General features: G+C 77.0%; 1 pseudogene. It reads left to right on the top strand.

The annotated features are described in order from the left end of the window. Nucleotides 1-274, top strand: a pseudogene (locus TN53_RS47695) (hypothetical protein); the annotation flags it as partial. Nucleotides 275-430 lie beyond the last annotated feature (156 nt).

The following is a 430-nucleotide window of genomic DNA, read 5'->3' as shown; positions in this document are numbered from 1 at the left end:
CCAGCACACCCAGCTCCTCGCCTCGCCGGCCGCCATGCTCCGGCCGCGGGTGATCGCCGCCGCCCTGCGCGGTCCGAGCGGTCCCGGCCCGGCCGGACCGCCCAGCAACACCCACGGTCTCGGCGCCCGGCACTCCCACTCCGTCGCGAGCATCGCGGACCTCTCCGCCCGCCGGGGCCCCAGACCAGCGGCGCCCGCACCCGAACAGGTGCCGTCCGCGACCGCACCCAGCACCCCCGGCACGCCCGTGCACAACGCGAGGAGAACCCCATGACCGTCGTCCCGGCGCCGCTGCCCGAGGCGGACACCCCGCCCTGCGTCGGCGAGGACATCACCGTCCGCGTGCCCGTGGACGGCACCGACCGGCACATCGCCGGCCGGCTGCTCGTCCCCGAACAGGGGGCGGACACGGTCCAGGTACTCATTCCCG

The organism is Streptomyces sp. WM6386, from assembly GCF_000972385.1.
GTDB lineage: Bacteria > Actinomycetota > Actinomycetes > Streptomycetales > Streptomycetaceae > Streptomyces.
This window is presented reverse-complemented; position numbering and strand designations above follow the sequence as displayed.